Genomic DNA, 19,799 nt, shown 5'->3' on the forward strand with positions numbered 1-19,799 from the left:
CATGAGCGGCGTCGCCGGAATTCTGCTCAGACAGGACGGCAGGCCCGCCGCGGCAGCCGACATCCAGCAGATGCTGGCGCGCATGCGCCACCGGGCGCGCGACGGCAGCTCGTGGTGGACGGACAGAAGTGCGGCGCTTGGCCATGCCTGGCTCGACACCACGGGCGAGGACGGCCCCGGCCCCCTGACCATGGCCGGAGGCAAGCTCGCCATCACGGCCGATTGCCGGCTGGACAACCGCGACGAGCTTCTGGCGCGGCTCGGCATACGCGACCGGCCAGTCGCCGACGCGATGCTCCTGATGCGCGCCTATCTCAAATGGGGCGAGGCCTGTCCGACCTATCTGCAAGGCGATTTCGCCTTCGCGATCTGGGATGCCGAGCGCCGGGCGCTGTTTTGCGTGCGCGACCATTTCGGCGTCAAGCCGTTCTATTATCACTCGACCGCCAGGCGCTTCGCGTTCGCCTCCGAGATCGGCCCTCTGCTTACCCTGGATGGCGTCGGCAGGAATCTCAGCGAGCATCAGATTTCCGGCTTCCTCGCCGGCCTGCCGGACGATCCGCAGTCAACCCATTATGCCGAAATCTTCCGCCTGCCGGCCCGCCACACCCTGACGGTGACGGGCAGCCAGGTGACGCTTCGTCGCTACTGGCAGATCGAGCCTTCGGCAAAGCCGCTGCGCTCGGATGCGGCCGAGGAATTCAGGCATCTTTTTTCCCAGTCGGTGCAGAACCGGATGCGCGGCACGCCATCCGTCGGCGCAATGCTGAGCGGTGGCCTCGATTCGTCCTCGATCGCCTGCGTGGCCGGACTTCAAGCAGCGGCGGCTCAGAAGCCGAAGCTCAAAACCTTCTCGCTGGTCTTCGAGAAAGGTTCGTCGATGGACGAGCAGCCCTTCATCGATGCGGTGCTTGACCGATATCAGCTCGACGGCACACTGATTGCCGTCGGCGACTATGCGCCCTTCGCCGAGTTTGAGCGCATTCTGGAGGAACAGGAAGGGACTTTCCTGGCGCCCGGCCTGTCCTTGACCCGCAGCATCTATCGCACCGCGAGCGTCAAGGGCGTCAAGGTGCTTCTCGACGGCCATGGCGGCGACGAGGTCGTATCGCAAGGCTATGGGCACCTACATGAACTCGCCCATGGCGGCAGGTGGCTAGACCTGTGGCGCGAGTTGCACGGCGCCGCCAAGACCTATGGCGAGGGGATGCTATCTCTGTATTTCAAGTTCCTCGCCGCCTACGGGCCGGCTTGGCGGGTTGCCAGGATGAGAGCGATGGCCAAACGCTTCCTCGGCAAGCTGCGGCGCAGACCACTGCACGCGCCGCGCGCCGCCTGGGCGGGACTGGTCAATCCGGAGCTTGCCAGGCGCACCGACCTCGCCGAGCGTTTCCATCGCGCCGGCTACATGCCCGCCAATGTCAGTACCAGCGAAGCGCTGACGCATCGCTGGCTTCTGTCCACCGGCCTGGTGCCGCACGCCTTCGAGGTCCTCGACAAGGCCGCCGCCAATTTCGGCATCGAGCCACGCTATCCATTCTGGGACAAACCGCTGGTCGAGTTCTGCCTGGCATTGCCGGGCGCGGAAAAACTGCACAACGGCTTCGGCCGCCATGTGCTGCGCCGGGCGATGGAAGGCGTGCTGCCACCGGCGGTGCAGTGGCGGCGTGACAAGATCGATTTTACCGCCAGCCTGGTCAAAGGCATGATCGTCAACCATCGCGATCTCCTGGACAGGCTACTGGTGTCGGACAGCGACTTGATCGCCCCCTATGTCAATCTGCCCGAAGTGAACGCCGTCTATGCCCGCATGCTGCGGCGGCCCGAGCAGGCGACGCTGCCCGATGTCCAGCATATCTGGCGGTCGGCCTCGCTGTCGCTGTGGCTGCGGCAGGTCCAACGGGATGGAAGCCCTGCATGAACCCTCCGGTCGCTTCTCTTGCCACGAGGCCTGGCTCCGCCGTCGAAGCGGCCATTCGAAAGGGACGTGCCCGGCGCTTCTATAAGGCGTACGGCCTGACGATCGGGTCCGAAGTGATTTTGCCGGAGCTGGAACCGACCGCGCCGGCAACATCGGACATCGAGATCGCTGTTGGGCCGATCGATTTTCCGGAGGCCGCATCGCCGAACGCCACGGCCTTTCGTTTCGAGCCGACGCGCCAATACCTGTCCTGGCAAGCCGTCGGCACCTTTCTGATCAGCGATGCTTCCAGGATCGATGTCGATCCGGCGCCGGGTATCGACGATCCGCTGCTGGCCTTTCCGCTTCTGGGTCCGGTGCTGGCGCTCACCCTGCATCAGCGCCGTCTGCTTGTCCTGCACGCCAGCGCGATCGCCGTGGACGGGCAAGGCGTGATCTTCATGGGCGACAAGGGCGCCGGCAAGTCGACCACGGCGGGCGCGATGATCCGCGCCGGTCACCTTCTGCTTACCGACGATGTCGTGGCGCTGGACCTGTCCGATCCTTCACGGCCGATGATCCTGCCCGGTTTTCCGCAGCTCAAGCTTGCCGCGGATGCCGCCGACGTCATCCGGATCGGACAAGCGGAGGTGCGGCCGCAGGTGCATCCGCAGATCGAGAAAGCGCAGCATCGCCTGCAAAAAGGATTTTCCGGCGAAGCCGTGCCGGCGGCCCGGATCTATGTGCTGGAGCGCGGCGAGCAGGCGGCGATCACGCCGCTGCCGGGCGCCGGCGCGTTGGCAGCGACCATCAAGTTCTCCTACGTCACCCGGTTCGGCCGGCAGGCGCTGGTCGGCGATTTCGCGTCCACGCATCTCGCTCAATGCGCGCAGCTTGCCGCCCGGATCGGCGTCAGCCGGCTCGACGTGCCGGCAGGTCTGGAGCGGATCGATGAAGCCGTCGCCCTGATCGAGCGCGATCCGGCGGCCGGCGCACAGGCAAGGTGAGCAGAGGCATGGCCTGGTCCTCAAAACTTCGCCTGTCGCTTTTGCGGGATGTTGCCGGCTTCGGCGGCATGATGGCGCATATAGGCGGGCAGCGCACGCTGACGGCGCTAGCATTCCTGATCCTCGGAAGCCTGACCGAAGGCCTCTCGATCCTGCTTTTGATCCCGCTCTTGCATCTGATCGGCAATGCCGACCAGGATTTCGCCGTCCGGGTGCCGAACGCTTTGCGCTGGCTGGAGCCCGATGGGACACTATCACTTGCGACGGTGCTCTGCCTGCTCGTCGCCCTGGTCGCGCTGCAGGCGATGTTCAACCGCTTCAAGTCGCTCTACATGGCGCGGCTGCTCTACGACTTCGTCAACCGCGTGCGCATGAACCTGTTCGAGAGCATCGGCAAGGCGCGCTGGGGCGTCTTCACCCGCATGCGCAGCTCCGATCTCGATCATGCGCTGACCGGCGACATCGATCGCGTTCAGGCGGCCGCCTTCTCGCTGCTGATGCTCGCCCAGACGGCGCTGCTGCTTGCCGGCTATCTCGTGGTGTCGCTGTTCATCTCGCCGGTGATGACGTCCTTCGCCATCCTCATCGGCGTGATCCTGTTCGTTGCGCTGCAGCCCTTCCGTGCGCGCGCCACCGCCTATGGCCGCGTTCTGACCGGCAGCCGCCAGGAGCAGTACCGCACGGTCTCGGAGTTCCTTGGCGGCATCAAGGTGGCCAAGAGCCTGAACGTGGAGGCCAGCTATTTCGCGCAGCTCCGCGCGACGCTCGAAAAGATGAAAGCGGACAACGTAGCCTATGTCCGCAACAGCACCGTCGGCACCGCGCTGTTCCAGGTGGCGAGCGTCATCGGGCTCAGCCTGTTCATCTACGTCGCGCTGGTGCGCTTCCACCTGTCGCTTGCGGAAATCGTCGTGCTGCTTCTGGTCTTCATGCGGGTCGCGCCGCGCTTCATGGATATGCAGGTGCAGGCACAGCAAATGCTGATCAACCTGCCGGCCTACACCGCCATGCAGGCCTTGCAGGCACGTTTCGACGCCGAGCGCGAGATGGAGCCGGGCGATGGCGCGCAGAACGCAAGGCTGTCGCTCGACAGCGGCCTCAACATCCGCGACGTCTCGCTTGCCTATGGCGACGGTAAGCCGGTGGTCAGCGACATCACCTTCGGCCTTCCCGCCGGCAAGGTGACGGCGCTGATCGGTCCGTCCGGCTCGGGCAAGAGCACGATCGCCGACATGCTGCTTGGGCTGCTCGAGCCAACCCATGGCACTATCCTGGCGGACGGTGTCGAGATCACCGTGCAAAATCGCAGGGCCTGGCGCAGCCAGGTGGCCTATGTGCCGCAGGACGTGTTCCTGCTGCATGACACGATCGCCGCCAATCTGCGCCTGGCGGCGCCGCAGGCCGGCGACGAGAAGCTTTGGGCGGCGCTGCGCAAGGCGCATGCGGCCGACTTCGTCGAGCGGCTCGACCGGCGGCTGGAAACGGTGGTGGGCGACCGCGGTGTCAGGCTCTCGGGCGGCGAACGTCAGCGCATCGCGCTGGCACGGGCGCTGTTGCGCAAGCCCTCGCTGCTCATCCTCGACGAGGCGACGAGCGCGCTCGACTGGCAGAATCAGTCGCTGATCGCCCAATCGATCGAGGAACTGCGGGGCCAGATGACCATCCTCACCATCGCGCACCGGCCATCGATGATCGCTTTCGCCGACTGGGTCGTGGCCATCGAGAACGGGCGTATCGTCGAGGTCGGGCAATATCAGCGGCTGAAGGCAAAGCCGGGCAGCCGGCTAGCCAGGATGCTCTCCGGCGAAGGGGCCGGGCCGGAACCCGCAACGCTGGCCGACAAGGCGCCGCTCCCGGTGCCGACTGAACAATCAGCGGACGCTGCCGCGCCTGGCGGTTAGCTTTTCGCCCTCGGCCACCTTGATGCCGCGGTCGGCCTCTCGCGCCCTGTCGGCGGGCATCGGCCTGTTCCTGGCAACCATGGCGAAGACCAGAAGGAAATAACCCAGCTGAATAATGACGGCGCAAATGACGGCACGCATGATGATGGTGCCAAGCGACGCGCCGTCGAAGTAAGACCAGCCGACCACGATCGCGAGTGCGAATATCATCCCGACGATGAATTTTGGCAAAGACATGCTCGTCGTCCCGTCAACCGGCACGAGCGCGCAAAAGCACTGACTTACCCACCCGCGCAACTCCCCGTTCCGCCAAAGAGCTATTTCTGGCTGCCCAATTCGGCCGGTTGCTTCCGGCCTTTCTGACCCATCCAGACTATGACAGAAACAGTTTGCGACTCTATTAAGGCGAGACCTTCGCAGCAAGGCCAGGCGCAGGAGATTTCCAATGGTTTTGCGGGATCGACTCTACCATGCTGCGACGCACACTCGGGCACCGCCATACATTCAAGATCGCTAAACCTACTACAGTAAAACTCAAAATATTAATTAGTATTTTACGCTAGGAACTTACCCACGCGAGTGATTCGGCCGCCATGCAACCGCCAATCGTCTGCAGCAAAGAATGCGTTGTCCAAAAACGGCCCAAATGGCGCACTACATTTCCTCGATTTTCTCTCATCTCGTCATAAACATGCCACAAAGGCCAAATTATGAGCAGGGTACGTTTATTATTTAATCAATTCATGACGTGAACATTTCATCCAGATGGGAAATTGTGTGTTGCGCTGCAGCATTTTTTTGATATCGTGCCGTAAACCATCCGTTCAACGTATGGAGCTTTTGCATGAGGGACGTCGCCAAGTCGGCCAATGCGGGTTTTTCGCAGGCTGGCATTGATTTTCCACCCCCCATCGGCGGTCTGCTCAAACGCAGTTTCGATATCGTCGGTTCCCTGACGGGCCTGGTTCTGCTCAGCCCGCTCTTCCTGATGGTCGCCCTGCTGGTCAAGCTTTCCGACCGCGGTCCGATCTTCTACGGCCACAAGCGAATCGGTCGCGGCGGCAGGATCTTCGCCTGCCTCAAGTTCCGCACCATGGTTCAGGATGGCGAGAAGGTGCTCCACGCGCATCTGGCCGCCAATCCGGACGCTGCTGCCGAATGGGCGGCGACGCGCAAGCTGAAGAACGACCCGCGCGTGACGCGTGTCGGCCAGGTGTTGCGGAAGCTCAGCCTTGACGAGCTGCCGCAGATCATCAACATCCTGCAGGGCGATATGAGCCTGGTCGGGCCGCGCCCGGTCGTGCGCGACGAGCTTGAAATCTACGGCAGCGCCGCCGTCTACTATTTGAAGTCGCGCCCCGGCCTCACGGGGCTGTGGCAGGTGAGCGGACGCAACGACGTGTCCTACGACACGCGCGTCGCTTTCGATCGCCATTATGTCGAGAACTGGTCGATGGTCGAGGACATTCGCATCATCGTGAAGACCGTGCCTGCCGTGTGGATGTCGCGCGGCAGCTATTGACCGACGGACCTGCCCCGCCAAACCCGGGGCAGGCGTCCGGCAGTGATCTCATCGGGCGGATGGGGCCAACGCGGATCGGAAACGTTCATTTGAGAAAACACCCCTTCGGACTCCTTTCCAAGGCGCCCAGCCGCTTTGCGGCCGTGGCGCTTGTGATGTGTCTTGCGACGCCGCAGATGGCGACGGCCGAAGACTATCGTCTCGGTCCCCAGGACAAGCTCAACATCCGTGTCGCCGAGTGGCAGACGGTCGACGGCACGTTCCGCGACTGGTCGGCCATCAATGGCGACTATTCGGTCGGCCCTGCCGGTACGCTCTCGGTGCCGTTCGTCGGCGAGATGCAGGCTGCCGGCAAGACGACGTCGGAGATCGCGGCGGCGATCGGGCTGGCGCTGCAGCGCAAGCTGGCGCTGCCCGACAAACCCGAAGCCTCGGTCGAAATGGCGCAGTTCCGGCCATTCTACATTTCGGGCGAAGTGCAGAACCCCGGCCAGTTTCCCTATGTGCCCGACCTGACGGTGCTGAAGGCGGTGAGCATCGCCGGCGGCATCCGGCGCAGCGCCGACTACGGCCCTCAGCTCGGCAAGGACCTCGTCACCGCCAAGGGTAGTTTCGACATCTATGACGACCAGCGGCTGCGGCTGCTCGTCAAGCGTGCCCGCATCGATGCTGAGCTCGCCGGCAAGGAGAGCTTCGACGTGCCGAAGGAGGTGGAGGGCGACCCGCGCGTGCAGGCGATAGCCTCTGACGAAATGCAGATCCTCACGGCCGACCAGAAGGCGCTGAAGCTGAAGCTGGACGCGCTCGACGACCTGAAGGGTGTCCTGCAGGGCGAAATCGAATCGCTGGAGAAGAAGATCGCCAACCAGCAGCAGCAGGTGGATCTGGCGCAGCAGCAGCTCACCAGCATCGGTCCGCTGGCGCAGAAGGGCCTGGTCGCCAATGCGCGCCTGCTTGATTCGAAACAGTCGGTGGCCGACCTGCAGGGCAAGATCCTAGACTATGAAACAGCCATCCTCACCGCCAAGCAGTCGATCAGCAAGGCTGAGCAGGACGCCATCGACGCCCGCAACACGCTTAACTCCAACCTGGCCGCCAGCCGGCAGCAGGCCGAAGCGGACCTCAACGAGGCGACGCTGAGGACGGCCATGCAGAAAGGGCTGATCGCCCAGGCGTCGGATCCCGCGACGATGGCTTCCATCACCGGCAGCGAGGAACCGACCCTGCTCTACTCGCTGCTGCGCGTTGCCGACGGCAAGACCAGCGAGGTCCAGGCCAAGGAAGACACGCCGGTGCTGCCGGGCGACGTGATCAAGGTCAAGCTGGCGCCGACGGCCAGCCAATAGCGCCACCGCACAGGCCTTGCTGAGCGAGGCCTGTGTCACGGAGGCGGGAGGAACATGGCAGGCTCGTTCGCGCCAAGGTGCGGGCGAGCGATCTGTTTGGACCGCTTGAAGGCACAGAATGCAGCCCGCCGCCCCGCGTCACGTCTACCTCAATCTCGACGCCATTCGCGGCGTGGCCGCGATCAGCGTGATGCTCTATCACTTCTCGCCGTTCCTGGCCGACGGCAAGGTGCTGCCTTCGAGCTATCTCGCGGTCGACCTGTTCTTCCTGCTCAGCGGCTTCGTCATCGCCCACGCTTATGACCGCAAGATCGAGAACGGCATGGGCTTCGGCACATTCGTGGCCATCCGCCTGATCCGGCTTTATCCGCTCTATCTCGCCGGCACGCTGCTCGGCTTCTTCTACCTACTGGTCAAGAACAGGCTGATGCCGGCCGAATACATACCAATATCCGAGATCGGCATGCAGCTGACGACCGGCATGTTCTTCATTCCGCTGGTCGGCGAGGCCTACCATACGATCTTTCCGCTTAATCCCGCTTCGTGGTCGCTGTTCTTCGAGCTTATCGTCAACGTCGCCTATGTCGCCGTCTTCTTCCTGCTGTCACGGCGCGTGCTGACAGCGCTGATCGCCGTCAGCCTCGTGCTGCTGATCGTCGCCTCTGTGGTCGTCGGCACGCTCGATTTCGGCATGACCGGCAAGACCATCGTCAGCGGGCTGCCGCGCGTGTCGTTCTCCTTCTTCCTGGGCGTGCTGCTCTGCCGGTCGATGGCGCGCTATCAGGACGGCCTCGGTTTCCTGCGGCGGGGCTGGTGGGTCGAGGCCGCGATCCTGCTCACGCTGATCGTCTTTGCCATCGCGCCTGCGGGCGCTGCCGGGCGCGTCGCCTATGACCTCGCCTCTGTCGCCATCGTCTTCCCGATCATGGTGGTGACCGGCGCCGTGGCGCCGACCGCTCCGCGACTGGCGGGGTTCTATGGCTGGCTGGGGCGGATTTCCTACCCGATCTACATCATCCACACGCCGATGCTGATGATCATCGCCGGCGCCGGCAAGGCGGTCTCGGTCGACCCGTTCGCGCACCATCCCTGGTTCGGCTTCCTGATGGCCGCTGCGGTCATCGTCATCGCCGATATAGCCACCCGCATCTATGACGAGCCGGTGCGCCGCTTCCTGCAGCGGCAGATGCAGCGCTCGCGGGCCGTGGCGTAAAGCGCGTCGCGCTGAAGCGGATTCAGGCGACGCGTTTTAGATCTTTGTCTTTATGTATGTCGTTCTCCCAAAACCGCTGCGCACTTTTGGGCAACATGCATTAAGGTCTGTTGAGAATCAGGCGATGCCGGCCTGCGAACGGCGGCTTCCTGCGCTTCCGGCCTTCGCCGGCCGAAGCATCCATGACATGAGAGTGGCGTGGCAATTAAGGCTGCGGTCGGCGTAGGCCGGTGCTCACGGACCTCAAGTACGCTCCGCTCCGGTTCTCGGAAGCCATCATTTTGGTCGCTTCGCGCCCGTCTTCGACTCCGGCTCGGCCTGACCTGAATCTCAACAGACCTTGGAGCGGTTCAGCTTTTCCCGACGGAACCCGCCCCGCCACTTTTCCCAGTTGCAGTCGGTCAGACCGGGGCGGGCATGTGGCCGGCGGCCGGCTTTTCATCCTGGACCGGGATGGCAACCCGCCGTCGCCGGGCGGCCGGCATCGGGCTCAGCTTGAACAGGCCGTAGTAGACGACGAAGGAGGCCATGAAGTAAGGGCCGAGGATCTCGACCTCGAAGAAGGAACGGATCAGCATCAGCCCGACAGCGCCGGCGAGCACCACCGAATCGGCGTTCCAGGCGCCGAATACCACCTTCGATATATGGCCATAGAAGGCGCGCAGGATGATCAGCGCCAGCATGGTGACGCCGACGAAGCCGATCTCGACCAGGGTTTCGATATAGGTGTTGTGGAAGTGGAAGCCGGTACGGGTCGTGATGTAGAACTCCGCCCACAACCGTTCCGGATCGGCGAAGCCTTGCACCCAGTAGGCGGCATAGCCGTAGCCGAGCAACGGATGCAACTGCGCCGCCTCCCAACCCTGCTGCCAGAGGTAGGTGCGGCCGGTGAGCGTCGAATCCTTGCCGAAGATGCCGAGCACGAAGTCCAGCAGGCCAAGGTTCAGCGCGGCCACCACGCCGGCCACCAGCGCGCCGCCGCCGACCACGAACAGCACACGGCGGTAACGGCGCGACAGGACCCTGCTCATGGTGAGCAAGATAACGATGCCGAGCACTGCCGGCAGCGAGGCGACGGATGTCGCCGAGTGGGCGATCACCAGCATGTATGCCGACATCAGGATGATAGGTGCGGTCCAGAAGAAGCTCAGCCAGTTGCGCCGGTAGAACATGAGGAAGACGATGGACAAGAAGATGCCGAGCGACGAGAAGAAACCGACCTGGTTCTTGGAGGCGAAAGCGCCGACGAAATTGAAGGTGCCGTCGATCGTGTCGAGCGCGTAAGCGTTGACTTTCAGTGAATAGAGCAGGACGACGAAGATGCCGATCAACGAGCCCAGCACCAGCGTCCGGACGCTGATCGTGCGGGCCGCGATATAGGCACAGACGATGTGCGAGGAATATTGCACCGCCGCACGCGCGCTAGTGCCGGCAGCCTGCGACCAGAAGACCGACAGGCAGACATAGGTCGCGAAGAGTACCGGCAACCAGGCGCTCGAGAGGTTCCAGGTGAAGTGCCTGTAGTCGACAAAGAGCAGCGGCAGCCAGACCGCGTAATAGGCAAGGATCAGGACCTGGCCGAAACTGCTGGAATAGGCAAAGGCAAAGACGGAAACCATGACGGCAAAGGCGCCATAGGCCTTGTTTGCCTCCGGATCGAGCAGATTGGATTTCGGAATCTTCATGCCGGATTTTTCGCCCGTTGAGCCTTCGCTGCCGACGCTCGCCAACGTGCGGCCCGGCCAGGGTTTATTGTGCACTGCAGCATAACCTATCGCCCTATCGCCGGCGGCTCAACCGGAAATCTTGTCACGGGCAAAAGGAGCGAGCGGCTAGCGGACGCTCTATCGCATGGCGAAAAGGCCGGAATGGGGCGGGAGCGCGGCTCGGGCCTTCCCGCATACGGACATCGTCCTCGGCATCGGCACAAGCGCCGGCTTCGGTCGGCGCCCTGGCGGGCGCATTCCCTTCGGGTCGCGACGAGGGGCGCCCTGCGTCCTCCTCGCACGAACGACTACGGCGGGCCGGTTACTTCAGCCTGCCCTCGATCTCCTTGATCGCCGCCAGCGCGCATGCCTCGTCCAAATTGCCCCTGGGAACGCCGCCGACGCCGACCGCGCCGATGGTCCTATTGCCGATCCTGACCGGCACGCCGCCGGCAAGAATCAGGAAATCATCTATGGCGACAAGCTGGGCCGCACCGGGATTGTCCTGGACATTCTTGGCCATGGCGCTGGTGGGCGCGCGCGCGGAGACCGCGGTATAGGCCTTGCGCCGCGCCGCGTCGGGTGTGTGGACGCCGGCGTTGTCCGCCCGGAGCAGCGCCCGCAGGACGCCGGCGCGGTCCACGACCGCCGCCGACACGTTGTAATTGTCCGCGGCGCACGCCTTGACGGCGCCCTGCGCAAGCTCGAGCGCAATGTCCATCGGCATGTTCCGTTCTTGAAGCACTTCCGCCGAAGCGCCGCTGCTCAGCAGCGCGACGAAGCAGGCAATGAAATGACGAGGTCTGATCATTGGAACTCCTTTGTTGGTCTGGTGGCAATTGAGGTCGCGGACACCCGAGACGGAAGACGGGCTCACCCGCGGCGGCGCTCGGCCCACGTGTTGTGGCAGCGCACCAGGGCGCCGCCCAACGGGCGAACCTCGGGCGCCTGGCTACGGCATAGGCTGGTGACGAGCGGACAGCGGGGATTGTAGCTGCAGCCGGGCGGCGGGTTGATCGGGCTCGGCAGGTCGATCGCCGCCGAGACGCGGTCGCGCTGCGGCTGGTCGAGGTTGGGCACCGTGTCGAGGAGGAAACGCGTATAGGGATGCTTCGGCCGGTCGAATGCCTCGTCGACCGCACCCTCCTCCACGATGCGTCCCAGATACATCACCGCGACACGATCCGAGACGTGGCGCACCGCAGCCAGGTTGTGGCTGAACGGGCCCAGGGCCGCGACGGCCCCGAATCGATAAGGCTGTCCGGCGACTTCCATACGCTGCTGGCCAGCATGACGGCCAACGAACTCCTGATACGCGGTGCGCGCGCAGCGCCAATTCGAGGGGCTGATGCAGAAATATCCGCAGCGCACCTTCGGCCATCCGCCTGCAAGCGAGATATTTTCGTCAGCCTATCGGATCGTCGAGAGGTGAACCGCTCTGGAGCAATTCCAGGAAAAGTGTGTAACGGTTAGGCTCGGCGCCTTCGCCGTAGCCTCCGTCCGGAATTGCGTAAAAACAAAGAGATAGAGCGGTTCGCCGTTTCCATGAAACGGTGAAACGCTCTAGGGGGCTGGCGTCCGCTGCCTTACCGCCGCCTGGATGAGCCGGTCGGCAAGGATCGCGAGGAAGGCGATCGACAGGCCGGCGATCAGGCCCATGCCTGCATCGGCCTTGCCGAGCGCGACATAGACCGCCTGCCCGAGATCGCGGGTGCCGACAAGGGCAGCGATCGCCAGCATCGACAAGGCCGCCATGATGGTCTGGTTGAGGCCGAGCATGACGACCGGCAGCGCCAGCGGCAGCTTGGCCTGCAGCAGCGTCTGCGTCGGCGTCGCGCCCATCTGCTCGACGGCCTCGACCACGTCGGCGCGCACATGCCTCAGCCCATGCTCGACATAGCGGATCGGCGGCACGATGGCGTAGAGCATGATGGCGATCAGCGCGGTGAACTCGCCGACCTTGAAGAACATCAGCGCCGGGATGAGGAAGACGAATTGCGGCATGGTCTGCAGCGCGTCGCAGATCGGCTTCAGGATGCGCGAGACGCGGTCGCTGTGCGCCGCCCATGTCCCCAGCGCGCCGCCGACAAGCAGGCAGAGCAGCACCGCCAGCGTGCAGAGATAGAGCGACTGCACGAGTTGCGACCACAGCCCGTTGACCAGAATCAGCGCGAAGCCGGCAAGCGCGAAAAGGCTGAGTCGCAGCCCTGCGACCTGCCCGGCAAGCAGCGCAACGGCGAGGATGAAGACGGGCCAAGGAAGGCCGAGGAACCCGGTGTAGAGGATGAGGCCCGCAGCCAGCACCGCCAGGGCCGCCCGCCAGCCGAGGCCGCGCAGCATCAACCCGGCCGCGGCGAGAACGAGAGCGAAATAGGCGGCTGCCATCGCCGGTGACAGCGCGAAGCCCCAGATGGCCGGCGTGGCGGAGCCCGAAATGCCGACCCGCAGCGGCAGAAGCAGACAATAAAGGACCGCGTTGCGGACACCGTCGAAGAACCAGGCATAGTCGCGCACGATCCCAAGCAGCCATTGGTTGACGGCGCCCATCTCCGTACGCAGCCCGGTTTCCGGCAACAACGCTCCCTCCGGCGCGACGAGGCGGATGACGACCGCGATGCCCAGAGCGAGCAGCAGCGACAAGATCAGCCGACGCGGCGTCATCCACCGCATGGCGCGCGTCGGCCCGGCCTCGGGCTCCCTGGCAAAGCCGATGGTGAGGCGGTCGATGAGGATGGCAAGCAGCGCGATCACCAGGCCGGAGAGAATGCTCTGACCGAACTCGGCCTTGCGCATCGAGGACAGCACCTCCCAGCCGATGTCCTCGAAGCCGCCGATGATGGCGGCGACGATGACCATCGACAGCGCCGCCATGGTCGTCTGGTTGAAGCCGACGAGAAGCTGCGGCAGAGCGGTCGGCACCTCGACCTGCCAGAATTGCTGGCGACGGGTGCAGCCGCTCATCAGCCCGGCCTCGCTGATGGCGTCCGGCACGCGGTCGAGGCCGAGCATCGTGTTTCGCACCATCGGCGGCGTGGCATAGATCGCGCTGGCGATCAGCCCGACCACCGGTCCGAAGCCGAACAGAATTAAGAGCGGGATGAGATAGGCGAAGGCCGGCACGGTCTGCATCAGGTCGAGCGCGCCGAGCAGCACTGGGCGCAGGCGCGGACGGGCATAGCCAAGGACGCCGAGCAGGAACCCGAGCACGATCGAGATCGGAACCGCCAGCAGCACGAGCGCCAGCGTGTTCATGCTCTGCGGCCAGTAGCCGGGCGAATATGTCGTCTGCGATGCCAGGTTCGCAGTAGCGCTGCCCGAGACCGTCGACCCGGTGACCACCGCCCCGGTGATGTGCATCGGGCGGGCGTCGTCGCTTCTTCTGGCTTTGGAAGGCGCAAAACTGGTCGTGAGCGACATCGACCAAGGTCTCGCCGGCGTGCGGCGGCGGGTTGAGCCAGGTCATTGCGGCAAGGTCGGACGTCATCGACCCTGCCCGTCAGCCGGCAAACGTATAGGCCGTCTTCACGGTGGTATAGAACTCCATGGCGTAACGGCCTTGCTCGCGCGGGCCATAGCTCGAGCCCTTGCGGCCGCCGAACGGAACATGGAAGTCGACGCCCGCCGTGGGCAGGTTGACCATCACCATGCCGGCTTCGGAATTGCGCTTGAAATGCGTCGCGTGCTTCAGGCTCGTCGTGCAGATGCCGGACGTCAGGCCGAACGGCGTGTCGTTGGCCACAGTCAGCGCCTCGTCATAATCCTTGACGCGGATAACGTTGGCGACCGGACCGAAGATTTCCTCGCGCGAGATGCGCATGGCATTGGTGGCGCCGGTAAACAGCGCCGGCCTGAGATAAAAGCCGGGCGTCTCGCGTTCCAGCCGTTCGCCGCCGAAGGCGAGCTCGGCTCCTTCCTGGCGGCCGATGGCGATGTAGTCCTCGTCCTGCTTCAGCTGGGTCTGATCGACGACCGGGCCGATCTGCGTCTTGGCATCCAGCGCGTCGCCGATGACCAGCTTGTCCAGGCGCTCCTTCACCGCTTCGACGAAACGGTCGTGGATGCCTTCGGTGACGATCAGGCGCGAGGACGCGGTGCAGCGCTGGCCGGTCGAGAAATAGGCGCCATTGACGGTGCAGTCGACGGCGACGGCCAGGTCGGCGTCGTCTAGCACGACGAGCGGGTTCTTGCCGCCCATCTCGAGTTGGAACTTGCGCATATGCTCCACACTTGCCTCGGCGACGCGTTTTCCCGTGCCGACCGAGCCGGTGAAGGAGATGGCGTTGACGTCCGGGCTGTCGAGCATGGCCTGGCCGACCACCGAGCCCTTGCCCATGACGAGGTTGAGCACACCCTTGGGCAGGCCGGCGCGATGCAGGATATCGACGATGGTCCAGGCGCTTTCGGGAACCAGTTCCGCCGGCTTGAAGACGATCGTGTTGCCGTAGGCGAGCGCAGGCGCAATCTTCCAGGCGGGAATCGCGATCGGGAAATTCCACGGCGTGATGATGCCGACGATGCCGACCCCATCGCGCGTCATCTCGACGCCGACGCCCGGCCTGACGCTCGGCACCAGTTCGCCCGTCAGGCGCAGCGTCTCGCCGGCGAAGAAATCGAAGATCTGCGCCGCGCGGATGGTCTCGCCGACGCCTTCGGCCAGCGTCTTGCCTTCCTCGCGGGCGAGAGACCGGCCGATCTCGTCCTTGCGCGCCATGATCTCGTCGGAGGTCTTCTTCAGCACGGCGTGGCGCGCCAGCGGCCCGGAGCGCGACCAAGCCGGGAAGGCCGCCTTGGCGGCCGCAATGGCTTGTTTTGCTTCCTCCGGCCCGGCCGAGGCGTATTCGCCAACGACGTCATCGGTGTTCGACGGGTTGATGTTGCGCGAGCCGGCCTCGCCCAGCCACTCGCCATCGATCAGGTTCTTGCGGAGCACGGTCATCTTCATTCCTTCGAGATTGGCTTATTTCTTCGAGATTGGCTGGGGCGGCAAAGCGCCGGTCATTTGTCAGACAAATGATATACGCATTGTCCGGCAAAAGGTCTACCCGAGACCCTTGGATAAACCTAGGCGCGCGGCGGCGGAAGTCCATCGAGCCGTCCGCGACCACCTGTCACGATGTGGTGGCTCTCAGACGGAGAACGACCAGAACAAGCAGGCGAGCGTTACCGCGGCGAAGACGACGAAGAACAGGCTTCTGAGCAGGATGTTGCGGCGAAGCTCGTTCATGGTGAGATGCGCCGCCACGATCGCCGCGACGAAGACGAAGCGCCAGTTGAGAAGCGCCCATATCACGTCGTGCTGACCGAAGGCCCATCGGGCGAGAAGTGCACCGACAATGGTCGCGAACAGCACGATCGTCGCCCAGAAGATCGCGTCGGCGGCATGCGTCAGCACCACGCCGGCGGCGCGGATGGGCAGGATCATCATCAGCAGCGCGCTGAAGAAATAGATTGCGGCGATGGCGAGGAAGGACCCCGCGTCGGCGACGCCGTCGAGACGCTTCACGCCGAAGGCGCCTTGGGGATAGCCGTGCCTGGCGACCGCGAGCGAGAGCGCCATCAGCAAGGCGCTCAGGACCGTGACCAATGCGAATGTGCCGAGGGCCTTGCTCATGCCGTTTCCTGTCAAGACGAATCAACGAGGGCCTACTAGAGCAATTCCAGGAACAGTGTGTAACGGTTTTCCATCCGGAATTGGGCGGAAGCAACCGGTTACAACATGGTCACGAAAAGCCGCCATTCACCTCTCGACATTCTCGAAGGCCTCAGGCTTCTGCGAAGCCGCAACGAGCTCGCCCTTACGCCGGGCCGTCTCCAAGCCGACTTCAATGAAGCGTCTGGCATGGCGGGCAAGCTCCATGTTGTCGGTCCACAGATTGCGCCAGATCGCCGTCTTCTTCGACAGGTTCTCGTCGACGATCTCGGAGGAGAAGGATTCGAAGCTGAGTTCGTCGCTGTAGCCGATGGCCGTCAGCGCATCGAAGATCGCGGCGAAGTCGATGCTGCCGGTGCCGAGGAAGCCGCGATGGCTTTCGCCGATATGGACATAGCCGATCTTGTTCGCGGCATGGCGAATGGCCAACCCGACATCGGCCTCCTCGATGTTCATGTGGAAGGTGTCGAGATGCAGGAAGATGTTGTCGGAGCCGGTATCGTCGATGAAGGCAAGCCCCTGCGAGGCGGTGTTGAGCAGGTTGCTCTCGAAGCGGTTGACGATTTCGAGGTTGAGCGTGACGCCGGCAGCCTTGGCGGTTTCCGCGACGCTCGCGAGCGTCGCGGCGCTGCGGTTCCACTGGTCGCGCGTCGGCGGCTCGGTCTGCAATCCGTGGCTGGTCGAGAGGATGCCGCCGACTTTGCGGCCGCCGAGATCGCGGGTGAGCGCTATGGTGCGGTTCAGGATGTCGACGCCGTGCGCGGCGACCGCCTTGTCGGCGCTGGAAATGTCGCCCTCGGCCGGCAGGCCGATGCTGATCGCGACGCCGAGGCCGAGATCGGCGATGCTTTTGGCCAGGCTGCCGATATCGACATTGGCCGGGTCGAGATAGGAGAACTCGATCAGGTCGAAGCCGGCCTCTTTTGTGTTGGCCAGCGTACGCTCGAGGTCTTTCTGCGCCGAGCTCGCCGACCAGACGAAAGAGTGGATACCAATGCGCGACATGTTCGTCTCCGTCTGCTGCGAAGGATCAGACCCGAGAACCGGTCCTGGTCCGACGACTGGATAAGGGTGCGGCCGGCGCCGCCGGCCGCACTGCGCTAGAGAGGATCAGCGGGCCGCGGTCCAGCCCTTATAGTCCTTGAGGTTCTCGGCGGTGATCAGCTTCGGATCGAGCAGGACGACCGGCTCGGCCGGCTTCTTGCCGGCAAGCACGTCGGCCGCCATCTGCAGCGACTGGCCGGCCATCACATAGGGATCCTGCGAGGCCGAGGCCTTGATCATCGAGGTGCCGGAGGCGAATTCCTTCTCGATATCGGGAGCGCCGTCGACCGCGGTGAAGATGAATTCCGAGCGGCTGAGCTGCTTGGCCGCGAGCTGCGCGCCGATCGCCGTCGGGTCGTTGATGGCAAACACCGCGTCGATCTTGTCGAAGCGGGTGAGCAGCGACTGGAACACCTTCAGGCCGCCGTCGCGCGAGCCTTCGGCGTTCTGGTCGTCGGACAGGACCTTGATGTCCGGATGCTGCGCGAGAACGTTCTTGCACCCCTTGACGCGCTCCAGGATCGACGACGATGCCGGGCCGTTGAGGATGACGTAGTCGCCCTTGCCGCCGGTGTGGTCGACCAGGTACTGGCAGGCCTCCTCGCCGGCCTTGACGTTGTTGGTCATCACGGTGACGTCGGCGCCCGGCGCCGAAACGTCGAAGGCAGCGACCACGATGCCCGCCGCCTGCGCCTTCTTGACGGCAGGCGCGATCGCCTTGGCGTCGACGGCGTTGAGCATGATCACGTCGACGCCGGCGGCGATGAAGGAGTCGATCTGCGAGACCTGCTTGTTGAGATCGTAGTCCGCCGATACCGACGTCACCTCGACCTTGGGATTGATCTTCTTGGCCGCATCCTCGATGCCCTTGATGGTGGCGACGAAGAAGGGGTTGCCGAGCAGGCCGACCGAGATGCCGACCTTGTTCAGGTCCTTGGCCGATGCCGGCGCGACGGCGAGAGCCGCGAGGGCTGCGCCGCAGAGCAGTTTGGCGATGGTCTTCATTTACTTGCTTCCTCCGATTGCCCCGCGCCTCTCACGGTGCGTTAAACACAGTCCGGCCCGTCCGGGCCGGCGACCAAGGTCAATCACGTTCTTGCTCCGGCCTGGAGCCGGTAACGGTCGAGGGCGACCGCCACGATGATGACCAATCCCTTGATGATGTACTGCCAGATGTCCGAAACACCGGCCAAAATGAGCCCGTTGGAGAGCACGGCGATGATCAGGCCGCCGATCAGCGTGCCCCAGATCGAGCCGACGCCGCCGACGAAGCTGGTGCCGCCGAGAATGACGGCGGCGATGGCATCGAGCTCGTAGGACTGACCGAGCTGCAGGCCGTTGGCGGCGTAGAGCCTCGCTGCCGACATGACGCCACCGAGGCCGGCGAGCAGACCGGAGACGCCATAGACGAAGAGCAGCACCAGCGGCACCTTGATCCCGGTGAGGCGTGCCGCCTCGGCATTGCCGCCCACGGCATAGATCCAGGTGCCGAGCACCGTGCGCTTCAAGACCAGCCAGGACAGCACCACCACCGTCAGCGCGATGATGACCAGCCACGGAATGCCGAACAGCGAGCCATTGCCGATGAAGTCGAACGGCAGGTCGGAATTGAACACCGTCGTGTCCTCGCCGAGCAGGCGGGCGACGCCGCGCACCGCAGTAAGCGAGCCCAGGGTGACGATGAAGGGCGGCAGCCTGATATAGGCGACGAGCAGCCCGTTGACGACGCCGAAGCCGAGGCCGATCAAGATGGCGGCGGGAATGCCGAGCATGCCCCAGTCCGGCACCAGCGACACCAGCACCGCCACCATCGCCGACGCAGCGAGGACCGAGCCGACGGAGAGATCGATGCCGCCGGTGAGGATGACGAAGGTCATGCCGGCGGCGAGCACGATGTTGATCGACGATTGCTGGGTAACGATGAGCAGGTTGGTGCCAGTGAGGAAGCGCGGGTTGATGAACTGGAAGCCGGCCGCAAGCAGCACCAAGACAGGCAGCATGCCGAGCGCGGCGAAGGCCGTGCGCAGCCGCCGGCTCCTGACCGCCGCCTGATCCGCTGTCTTCGTCACGGTTGTGCTGCCGGTCATCTTGTCGATCATTCCTGGGCCGCTCCCGTCGCAAGTTCCATGATCGCTTCCTGGCGAAGCGGTTCGCCCGCGGACGCCGTCACCTCGCCGGCGATGGCGCCGTCGCGCATCACCAGCACGCGGTCGGCGACTCCGATCACTTCCGGCAATTCGCTGGAGATCATCAGGATGGCGATGCCCTTGTTGGCGAGACTGTCGATCAGCCGGTAGATCTCCGACTTGGCGCCGACATCGACGCCGCGCGTCGGCTCGTCGAGGATGATCACCTTCGGCGCGGTCTCCAGCAGGCGGGCGAGCAGCACCTTCTGCTGGTTGCCGCCCGACAGCGAGCCGGCATTGGCCTGCGCCGACCTCGTGCGGATCGACAGTTCGGCGACCGCCTTGGCGGCGCGCCGTTCGGCGGCGGCGAAGTCGCGAAAACCG

General features: G+C 64.3%; 17 protein-coding genes. 6 read left to right on the forward strand and 11 right to left on the reverse strand.

Annotated elements, in window-relative coordinates:
• The first annotated feature begins 1 nt into the window (after position 1).
• From DH10_RS04505 to DH10_RS04515, 3 genes are read left to right on the forward strand one after another with little or no spacing between them, the layout of a single operon-like run.
• Positions 2-1,921, forward strand: coding sequence for a lasso peptide isopeptide bond-forming cyclase (locus tag DH10_RS04505; protein ID WP_192251126.1), 1,920 nt, complete (start codon positions 2-4; stop codon positions 1,919-1,921).
• Positions 1,918-2,907: an HPr kinase/phosphorylase gene (locus DH10_RS04510; protein WP_192251124.1), complete on the forward strand. Its 990-nt coding sequence runs from the start codon at positions 1,918-1,920 to the stop codon at positions 2,905-2,907. Before DH10_RS04505 ends, DH10_RS04510 begins: the two co-directional genes overlap by 4 nt.
• A gap of 8 nt (positions 2,908-2,915) precedes the next feature.
• Positions 2,916-4,808: an ABC transporter ATP-binding protein gene (locus tag DH10_RS04515; protein ID WP_192251122.1), complete on the forward strand. Its 1,893-nt coding sequence runs from the start codon at positions 2,916-2,918 to the stop codon at positions 4,806-4,808.
• Here the strand turns inward: DH10_RS04515 and DH10_RS04520 are convergent.
• Positions 4,779-5,045 (reverse strand): exopolysaccharide production repressor protein, encoded by a 267-nt coding sequence (locus tag DH10_RS04520; RefSeq protein WP_192251120.1) that lies wholly within the window; start codon positions 5,043-5,045, stop codon positions 4,779-4,781. The two genes, DH10_RS04515 and DH10_RS04520, sit on opposite strands and share 30 nt — an antisense overlap.
• 607 nt (positions 5,046-5,652) lie before the next feature.
• Between DH10_RS04520 and DH10_RS04525 the strand changes: the two genes are divergently transcribed.
• From DH10_RS04525 to DH10_RS04535, 3 genes are all read left to right on the forward strand, one after another.
• Entirely contained in the window at positions 5,653-6,330 is a 678-nt protein-coding gene (locus tag DH10_RS04525; protein ID WP_192251118.1) for a sugar transferase, read from the forward strand.
• A 155-nt stretch (positions 6,331-6,485) separates the two neighbouring features.
• A complete protein-coding gene (locus tag DH10_RS04530) occupies positions 6,486-7,676 on the forward strand; it encodes a polysaccharide biosynthesis/export family protein (protein ID WP_192251261.1) in 1,191 nt (396 codons plus the stop codon).
• A 118-nt stretch (positions 7,677-7,794) separates the two neighbouring features.
• Positions 7,795-8,889: an acyltransferase family protein gene (locus DH10_RS04535; RefSeq protein WP_192251116.1), complete on the forward strand. Its 1,095-nt coding sequence runs from the start codon at positions 7,795-7,797 to the stop codon at positions 8,887-8,889.
• Positions 8,890-9,290: 401 nt separating this feature from the next.
• Here DH10_RS04535 and DH10_RS04540 read toward each other — a convergent pair whose 3' ends face one another.
• The 10 genes from DH10_RS04540 to DH10_RS04585 form a co-directional block, all read right to left on the reverse strand.
• Positions 9,291-10,574, reverse strand: a complete 1,284-nt coding sequence (locus DH10_RS04540; protein ID WP_192384267.1) for an O-antigen ligase family protein — start codon at positions 10,572-10,574, stop codon at positions 9,291-9,293.
• Positions 10,575-10,917: 343 nt separating this feature from the next.
• A complete protein-coding gene (locus DH10_RS04545) occupies positions 10,918-11,406 on the reverse strand; it encodes a GlcG/HbpS family heme-binding protein (RefSeq protein WP_192251111.1) in 489 nt (162 codons plus the stop codon).
• A 62-nt stretch (positions 11,407-11,468) separates the two neighbouring features.
• Complete coding sequence (locus DH10_RS37805) at positions 11,469-11,966, reverse strand: oligopeptide/dipeptide ABC transporter ATP-binding protein (protein WP_210325159.1); 498 nt, start codon at positions 11,964-11,966, stop codon at positions 11,469-11,471.
• Between the two features lie 192 nt (positions 11,967-12,158).
• Entirely contained in the window at positions 12,159-14,012 is a 1,854-nt protein-coding gene (locus tag DH10_RS04555; protein ID WP_192384263.1) for an ABC transporter permease, read from the reverse strand.
• 79 nt (positions 14,013-14,091) lie between these two features.
• Positions 14,092-15,531, reverse strand: a complete 1,440-nt coding sequence (locus tag DH10_RS04560) for an aldehyde dehydrogenase family protein (protein WP_192251058.1) — start codon at positions 15,529-15,531, stop codon at positions 14,092-14,094.
• A gap of 189 nt (positions 15,532-15,720) precedes the next feature.
• Complete coding sequence (locus DH10_RS04565; RefSeq protein WP_192251056.1) at positions 15,721-16,206, reverse strand: hypothetical protein; 486 nt, start codon at positions 16,204-16,206, stop codon at positions 15,721-15,723.
• A gap of 126 nt (positions 16,207-16,332) precedes the next feature.
• A complete protein-coding gene (locus DH10_RS04570; RefSeq protein ID WP_192251053.1) occupies positions 16,333-17,250 on the reverse strand; it encodes a sugar phosphate isomerase/epimerase family protein in 918 nt (305 codons plus the stop codon).
• A gap of 105 nt (positions 17,251-17,355) precedes the next feature.
• Complete coding sequence (locus DH10_RS04575; RefSeq protein WP_192251049.1) at positions 17,356-18,294, reverse strand: ABC transporter substrate-binding protein; 939 nt, start codon at positions 18,292-18,294, stop codon at positions 17,356-17,358.
• A gap of 83 nt (positions 18,295-18,377) precedes the next feature.
• On the reverse strand, positions 18,378-19,388 hold the full coding sequence (locus tag DH10_RS04580) for an ABC transporter permease subunit (RefSeq protein WP_425515281.1): 1,011 nt from the start codon (positions 19,386-19,388) through the stop codon (positions 18,378-18,380).
• Positions 19,385-19,799 (reverse strand): ATP-binding cassette domain-containing protein (locus tag DH10_RS04585; protein WP_192384265.1); only part of this gene is annotated, 415 nt, incomplete at its 5' end. The genes DH10_RS04585 and DH10_RS04580, both read right to left, overlap by 4 nt.

This window comes from Mesorhizobium silamurunense, from assembly GCF_014843825.1.
In the GTDB taxonomy this organism is placed as follows: Bacteria; Pseudomonadota; Alphaproteobacteria; order Rhizobiales; family Rhizobiaceae; genus Mesorhizobium; species Mesorhizobium silamurunense.

Coding starts and splice junctions, on each gene's coding strand:
- DH10_RS04505 (WP_192251126.1), top strand. CDS start 2: ATGAGCGGCGTCGCCGGAATTCTGCTCAGACAGGACGGCAGGCCCGCC.
- DH10_RS04510 (WP_192251124.1), top strand. CDS start 1,918: ATGAACCCTCCGGTCGCTTCTCTTGCCACGAGGCCTGGCTCCGCCGTC.
- DH10_RS04515 (WP_192251122.1), top strand. CDS start 2,916: ATGGCCTGGTCCTCAAAACTTCGCCTGTCGCTTTTGCGGGATGTTGCC.
- DH10_RS04520 (WP_192251120.1), bottom strand. CDS start 5,045: ATGTCTTTGCCAAAATTCATCGTCGGGATGATATTCGCACTCGCGATC.
- DH10_RS04525 (WP_192251118.1), top strand. CDS start 5,653: ATGAGGGACGTCGCCAAGTCGGCCAATGCGGGTTTTTCGCAGGCTGGC.
- DH10_RS04530 (WP_192251261.1), top strand. CDS start 6,486: ATGTGTCTTGCGACGCCGCAGATGGCGACGGCCGAAGACTATCGTCTC.
- DH10_RS04535 (WP_192251116.1), top strand. CDS start 7,795: ATGCAGCCCGCCGCCCCGCGTCACGTCTACCTCAATCTCGACGCCATT.
- DH10_RS04540 (WP_192384267.1), bottom strand. CDS start 10,574: ATGAAGATTCCGAAATCCAATCTGCTCGATCCGGAGGCAAACAAGGCC.
- DH10_RS04545 (WP_192251111.1), bottom strand. CDS start 11,406: ATGATCAGACCTCGTCATTTCATTGCCTGCTTCGTCGCGCTGCTGAGC.
- DH10_RS04555 (WP_192384263.1), bottom strand. CDS start 14,012: ATGTCGCTCACGACCAGTTTTGCGCCTTCCAAAGCCAGAAGAAGCGAC.
- DH10_RS04560 (WP_192251058.1), bottom strand. CDS start 15,531: ATGACCGTGCTCCGCAAGAACCTGATCGATGGCGAGTGGCTGGGCGAG.
- DH10_RS04565 (WP_192251056.1), bottom strand. CDS start 16,206: ATGAGCAAGGCCCTCGGCACATTCGCATTGGTCACGGTCCTGAGCGCC.
- DH10_RS04570 (WP_192251053.1), bottom strand. CDS start 17,250: ATGTCGCGCATTGGTATCCACTCTTTCGTCTGGTCGGCGAGCTCGGCG.
- DH10_RS04575 (WP_192251049.1), bottom strand. CDS start 18,294: ATGAAGACCATCGCCAAACTGCTCTGCGGCGCAGCCCTCGCGGCTCTC.
- DH10_RS04580 (WP_425515281.1), bottom strand. CDS start 19,388: ATGATCGACAAGATGACCGGCAGCACAACCGTGACGAAGACAGCGGAT.